We start from the raw sequence: 6,456 nt of genomic DNA, 5'->3' as shown, positions 1-6,456 counted from the left end.
TCTTCGGCCTGCACCAGCAGGGCGTCCAGCGCCTTCAGCTGCGAACTGGCGCGGTTGCGTTCACGCGGCGCAAAGCCGGTGTGGATCATCGCGCCCGACAGGTCCTTGCGGTCCGCCACGCGGATGCGGCGGTCGTTCAGGACCGCGCCCGCACCACGGCTGGCCGTGAACAGTTCATTGCGCAACGGGTCGAAGATCACCGCGTCGGTCGGTTCGCCGTTTTCGGTCAGTGCAATCGACACGCAGTAGTGCGGGAAGCCGCGCAGGTAGTTGCTGGTGCCGTCCAGCGGGTCGATCACCCACATGTAGCGGTTCACCGCCTGCACACCACCTTCTTCACCCATGATCCCGTATTCCGGGTAGGCGCGCTTCAGTTCCTTGACGATCACCTTTTCCGCGTCCGCATCCACTTCACTCGCATAGTCCATGCGCCCCTTCTGCACCACGTTCAGTGCTTCCAGCTTGTTGATGTTGCGCAACAAAACGTTGCCGGCGAGGCGGGCGGCCTTGACCATGACGGTGACGGCGGGTTTCTGCATGGCGAAAAGCTCCCGGAAAGGCAGAGGGGGATTGGCGGGGGAAAAGAGCGGTGCCGGCGCACAGGCCGGTGACACAGTTTACCATTTGTCGCAGTTCTTCTCGCGTTTGGCCTGTTCATGTCCCTGCAAACCGCTCCAACCCGCATCCGCTTCGTCCTGGTTGGCACCCAGCACCCCGGCAACATGGGCGCTGCCGCCCGCGCCATGAAGACCATGGGGCTGGGCCGGCTGGTGCTGGTGGCTCCCGAAAAGCCCCTCGATGAAGAAGCCTTCCGACGCTCCGCCGGGGCCGAGGACGTGCTCGGCGACGCTCCGGTGGTGGGCACCCTGGCCGAGGCCGTTGCCGATTGCCGGCTGGTGCTGGGCTGCACCGCCCGCGCGCGCCGGGTCCAGTTGGAGGAGCTGCTGCCCGCCGTTGCTGCCCAGCGTGCCTTGGCCAAGGCCGGTGACGCCGCCGACGCCGCCGAGGTCGCCTTCGTGTTCGGGCGCGAGCGCACCGGCCTGACCAACGAAGAGCTGCAGCTGTGCCACCTGGCCGTACACATTCCGTCCAACCCGGAGTTCAGCTCGCTGAATCTTGCCGCCGCCGTGCAGGTGCTGGCCTATGAGCTGCGCATGGCTCACCTCGACGCGGCTCCCGCAGCCGTCGCTGGCGATGCCGAGCCGCGTGAGCAGGCCGCCAGCCATGCCCAGCTGGAAGGTCTGTTCGGCCAGCTCGGCCAGACCCTCGACGACATCGACTTCCACAAGGGCCGTGCCCCGGAGTCGGCCATGCGCAAGCTGCGTCGTCTGTTCCTTCGCACTGAATTGAGCGAGCAGGAAGTACGGTTGCTGCGCGGCATCCTGGCCGATGCCCAGCGGATGGCGCGGTTGGCGCAGAAATAAGCCCCCGTGACCTGACGCACGTCACACTTTTTCGGGTAGGCTGTCTCGATTCCTTTGGGGGGAGCAGATGGGATTGCCGGTGCTGCGAAGGCTGTTGCAGGGCGGACTGCTGTGTCTGGTCGTCGTCATGATGGGCAGTACCGCACAGGCCGCGCCCGACCAGGCCGGGTCGCGCCACGTGCTCGTTCTGGGCCGGATCAGCGACAATCCCAAGGCACACCATGCACAGCTGCAGCCTCTGCTCGATTATGTGGTGCCGCGCATGCGCGATGTCGGCATCACCGAAGGCCGCATCCTGATGGCCCCGGATGCCCAGCAGATGGCCAGCTATCTCCGCCGCGGCCGGGTGGACTGGGTTACCGAAACCACCGGCACCGCCGTGGCGCTGGGCCTGCGCAGTGGCGCACAACCGCTGCTGCTGACCGAACGCAGCGGCGTGCGCGATTACCACACGGTGTTCTTCGTCCGCCGCGACAGCCCGATCCGGGCGCTGGCCGATCTCAAGGGTCACTCGCTGGCGCTGCAGAACGTGGCGTCCACCAGCGCCTACCTGGTGCCGGTGATGACCCTGCTGCAGCACGGGCTGACCCCGGAGATCCTGTTGTCGGCCCGTGACGCGGCCGCGCCCGATACCGTGGGCTATGTTTTTGCGCGTTCTGAGGCCAACATTGCCACCTTCGTGCACAAGGGGCTGGTCGACGCCGGCGCGGTCAGCAGCGTGGACTGGTCTGACCCGCAGCGGGTGCCAGCCAGCTTCAGGCGCGACTTCCGGGTGCTGTACCGTACCCAGACCTACCCGCGTGCGGTGGAAGTGGTGCGCGCCGGGCTGGATGCGAAGGTGCGCGACCGGCTGCAGGAGGTGCTGCTGCAGGCCGCGTCGGACCCGCAGGCGCAGGGGGCGCTTGAGAAGTTTTTTGGTACGTCCGGGTTCCATCGGGTGGATGCGCAGATGCAGCACCGGATGGATGAATTGAAACAGGGTCTTACACGCGTGCGGATGGAAGTGGAATGAGGCCGTTGGGTTCTGGAATGCAGTCCCGCTTTGTATTGGCGATGGGCGGGGCGATGGTGGTGGTGATGGCGATCGTGGCCGTGGTGTTGGGGCGCCAGGCGACGATGCAGGACGAGGTCAAGCACCTCAGCGGCACGGTCATCCATGACCTGTTCGACCGCAGCGTGCGCAGCCGGGGCGAGGCGCTGGCGCGCGAGCTGTCCGATGCCTTGGCCAATCCGCTCTATTACAACGACCTGCAGCAGGTGGGTGCGCTGGTGCGCAATACCTCGCGGCAGCAGGTGGTGCGCTATGTGCTGGTGTTCGACGAGGACGGCAAGCTGATCCATGACGGCTCGGCCGACGTGGCCGATTTCGGCCGGCCCATGCAGGACCCGCTGGCGGCCGGTGCGGTGGCCGCACGTACGCTGGTGGTGCAGCAGTCGCCCAAGGTGCTCGACAACGCGATGCCGATCATGGTCGGCAACCAGCGGATCGGTGGGGTACGCGTCGGCATGGCCCTGGACGACGTCCAGGCCATGGAGCAGCGCGCCAACCAGACCCTCGGCGACCGCCTGCAGCAGGTCGGCAAGCGCCACCTGGGCTGGCTGCTGCTGATGCTGGGCCTGCTGCTGGTGATCGGCGTGGTGGTGATCATCTATGTGCAGCGCACGCTGGTCGCGCCGATCCGTGGGCTGGCTGCGGCCGCCCGCCAGATCGAGGCCGGTGACTACCGCCCGCAGCTGGACCGGAGCAGCAGTTCCGGCGAAGTGGGCGAGCTGGTGCGCGCGTTCGCGCGGATGAGCGAGGCCATTGCCCGCCACGACCGCGAAGTGCGGCACATGGCCTATACCGACGCGCTGACCGGGCTGACCAACCGCCTGGCGTTCCGCGAGGCGCTCGATCACCGGTTGATGGCCGCGCGCGCCTCCAACCACCGGTTGGCGCTGCTGTTTGCCGACATGGATGACTTCAAGCGGGTCAACGACACGCTTGGCCATGAGGCCGGCGACGAAGCGCTGCTGCAGTTTGCCCAGCGCATCAGCGCGGCGGTGCACCAGGCCGGTGGCGACGAAGCCCTGCTGGCGCGCTTTGGCGGCGACGAATTCGTGATCCTGGTCGGCGACGGCGATGTCGCCGCCAACGCCCGTCAGCTGGCCGAGCTGCTGGTGCGCGAGCTGGGCAAGCCGCTGGTGGTACAGGGACGCGAGCTGTTCCTGGGAACGTCCATCGGGGTCACCCTGTTCCCGGACGACGCGGCCGATGCGACCACGCTGCTGAAGAACGGCGACATTGCCATGTACCAGGCCAAGATGGCCGGCAAGAACTGTTACCGCTATTACAGCCGGGCCATGGACCACGCTGTGGAGCGCCGCGTGCACATGGAGCAGGAACTGCGCGGGGCCTGGGAGCGCGGCGAGCTGCGGCTGGTCTACCAGCCCATCTTCCGCACACGCGACCGCCGCCTGTGCGGCGTGGAAGTGCTGCTGCGCTGGCAGCATCCCACACTCGGCACCATTCCGCCGTCGGTGTTCATTGAAGTGGCCGAACAGAGCGGCCTGATCGAAGTGATCGGCCCGAAGGTACTGCGTGCCGCATGCATGGAGGCCATCCAGTGGCCGCTCACCAGCGACGGCGAGGGTTTGTTCGTGTCGGTCAACGTTTCGCCGCGCCAGCTGCGCGGTGGCGAGCTGCCCACGCTGGTGGCCGACTGCCTGCGCGAAACCGGCCTGCCGGCCTCGCGCCTGCACCTGGAACTGACCGAAACGGCGGTGATCGGCGACGAAATGCTGGCCGCGGCGCTTCTGGACAAGCTGCACCGCACCGGCGTGAAGGTGTGGCTGGACGACTTCGGCACCGGCTTCTCCGGCCTCAGCCACCTGCGGCAGGTGCCGGTGGACGGGGTGAAGATCGATAAGAGCTTCGTCGCCGACATGCAGCGCGACCCCGACGACCTCGCCCTGACCACCGCGATCATCGCCATGGCGCATGCCCTTGGCATTACCGTGGTCGCCGAAGGTATCGAGCAGGAGGTTCAGTTCGACCTGCTGTGCCAGCGCGGCTGCGACCTGGCCCAGGGCTACTGGCTGAGCCACCCGGTCAGCGCGACGGATGTGGTGCAGATGATCGAATCGGGGCGGTAACGCACCGGCGTGACGACCAACGGTCGTCACCTACCGTGGTTGCATGTTCGGTCGCGCGGGTAGGCGACGACCGTTGGTCGTCGCCGCAAACGCCCGTTACACGGGTCGTTTGCTCGAATCCCCGGAAATCTCCCGCACCAGCTTCGGCACCAGGTACCCCGACAACCGCGCGGTGAGCTGGGCGTGCAGGGACTTGGCGGTGGCGTCGTCCACTTCGAAATGGGCCACGCCCTGCACGCGGTCCACCTGGTACAGGTAATACGGCAGCACGCCACCGGCAAAGCTGCGTTCGCTCAGGTCCTGCAGCGCCTGCAGGCTGTCGTTCACCCCGCGCAGCAGCACCGCCTGGTTGAGCAGCGTGCAGCCGGCGTCGCGCAGGCGGGCCATGGCGGCATCCACGCTGGCGTCGAACTCATTGGCATGATTGGCGTGGATCACGAACGCCACCGGCCACGGCAGGCTGGCGATCCACTGCACCAGGTCGGCATCGACCCGCTCCGGCAGCACCACCGGCAGCCGGCTGTGGATGCGCAGGCGGCGCAGGTGCGGGATCTGCTTCAGCGCGTCGGTCAGCTCGACCAGCTTGTGGGTGGCCAACGACAGCGGGTCGCCGCCCGACAGGATCACCTCGTCGATGTCCGGATCCTGCGCGATCGCGTCCACCGCCTCGCGCCAGCCCTCGCGGGCGGCATTCTCGGTGCCGTAGTCGAAGTGCCGGCGGAAGCAGTAGCGGCAGTTGATCGCGCAGCTGCCGGTCGTCACCAGCAGGGCGCGGCCGCGGTATTTCTGGATCACCCCGGTGGCCTTGCGGGCCAGCCCGTCGCCGACCGCGTCCAGGGTGAACCCGGGGGCCAGCTGCAGCTCGTCGGTAATCGGCAGGACCTGTCGCAGCAGCGGGTCGGCCGCGTCGCCGTGGCGCATGCGGGCGATGAAACCCTGCGGCACCCGCAGCGCGAACTGGGCCAGCGCCTCGTCCGAGACCGGCAGCCCGGCCGGGTCCAGCCCCAGCTGCGCGAGCAGCACCCGCGGGTCGCGGACCGCATCACGCCACAGCTGCTGCCAGCGGACGGGAGAGGGCAGGGGCGTGGCGGAGAGCTGCATGAAAGGCGGGCCTTGCGGTTATCATAGGGGGCAGAACAACGTGACATCCCACCGGCAGCGGTGGGGCTTTCCATTCTATCCGGCTCGCCGCGCCTGCGCGGCGTTTGCCCATTCAGGAGTTACCGCATGGCCACTGTCGGCATGAACGACGTCAAGAACGGGATGAAGATCCTGGTCAACAATGAACCAGCCGTCATCACGGACACCGAATACGTCAAGCCGGGCAAGGGCCAGGCGTTCACCCGCGTCAAGTACCGCTTCATCCGTTCCGGCCGCGTGGTCGAACTGACCATGAAGGCCACCGACGACCTGGAAGTGGCCGACGTCGTCGACACCGACATGAACTTCATGTACAGCGATGGCGAGTACTGGCACTTCATGGACCCGGAATCGTTCGAGCAGGTCCAGGCCGACAAGGCCGGCATGGGCGGCGCGGAAAAGTGGCTGAAGGGCGAAGAAGCCTGCATCGTGACCCTGTTCAACGGTGCTCCGATCTTCGTGCAGCCGCCGAACTTCGTCGAACTGAAGATCACTGAAACCGATCCGGGCGTCCGTGGTGACACCTCCGGCGGCGGCGGCAAGCCGGCCACCCTGGAAACCGGTGCCGTGGTGCGCGTGCCGCTGTTCGTGAACCAGGACGAAGTCATCAAGGTCGACACCCGTTCGGGCGAATACTCCGCACGCGTGAAGTAATCCGGCCACGCCGGATTACGTTGTAGAGCCGGGCCATGCCCGGCTGCACACCCCGACCCAAGCGGTAGCGCCGGCCGTTGGCCGGCCCAGGCAGTCCCAAGGC

General features: G+C 67.1%; 6 protein-coding genes. 4 read left to right on the top strand and 2 right to left on the bottom strand.

Annotated features, from left to right (window positions below; translation table 11 throughout):
* A partial coding sequence (locus EGJ34_RS19835; RefSeq protein ID WP_148100528.1) for an inositol monophosphatase family protein occupies positions 1–539 on the bottom strand: 539 nt, incomplete at its 3' end.
* 117 nt (positions 540–656) lie between these two features.
* Here EGJ34_RS19835 and EGJ34_RS19830 point away from each other — a divergent pair.
* The 3 genes from EGJ34_RS19830 to EGJ34_RS19820 all read left to right on the top strand — a co-directional run bounded on the left by EGJ34_RS19830 (position 657) and on the right by EGJ34_RS19820 (position 4,559).
* Complete coding sequence (locus tag EGJ34_RS19830; protein WP_125362164.1) at positions 657–1,424, top strand: RNA methyltransferase; 768 nt, start codon at positions 657–659, stop codon at positions 1,422–1,424.
* Between the two features lie 127 nt (positions 1,425–1,551).
* Positions 1,552–2,436 carry a phosphate/phosphite/phosphonate ABC transporter substrate-binding protein gene (locus EGJ34_RS19825; protein ID WP_260477072.1) on the top strand — a complete coding sequence of 295 codons (885 nt, stop codon included), beginning with the start codon at positions 1,552–1,554 and terminating at the stop codon, positions 2,434–2,436.
* The gene (locus tag EGJ34_RS19820; protein ID WP_125362162.1) at positions 2,433–4,559 is read left to right on the top strand and encodes an EAL domain-containing protein; all 2,127 of its coding nucleotides are present in this window, start codon (positions 2,433–2,435) and stop codon (positions 4,557–4,559) included. The genes EGJ34_RS19825 and EGJ34_RS19820 overlap by 4 nt, the downstream gene beginning before the upstream one ends.
* 96 nt (positions 4,560–4,655) lie before the next feature.
* Here the strand turns inward: EGJ34_RS19820 and epmB are convergent, their stop codons facing one another.
* Positions 4,656–5,660: an EF-P beta-lysylation protein EpmB gene (gene epmB, locus EGJ34_RS19815; RefSeq protein ID WP_125362161.1), complete on the bottom strand. Its 1,005-nt coding sequence runs from the start codon at positions 5,658–5,660 to the stop codon at positions 4,656–4,658.
* Between the two features lie 126 nt (positions 5,661–5,786).
* Between epmB and efp the strand changes: the two genes are divergently transcribed.
* On the top strand, positions 5,787–6,353 hold the full coding sequence (gene efp / locus EGJ34_RS19810; protein WP_125362160.1) for an elongation factor P: 567 nt from the start codon (positions 5,787–5,789) through the stop codon (positions 6,351–6,353).
* The last annotated feature ends 103 nt before the right edge of the window (positions 6,354–6,456 follow it).

Origin of the sequence: Stenotrophomonas sp. 278 (genome assembly GCF_003935715.1) — a bacterium.
GTDB classification, from domain to species: Bacteria; Pseudomonadota; Gammaproteobacteria; order Xanthomonadales; family Xanthomonadaceae; genus Stenotrophomonas; species Stenotrophomonas maltophilia_AH.
Note: the sequence above shows the minus strand (reverse complement) of the source record. Positions and strands in the feature narration are given on the sequence as shown.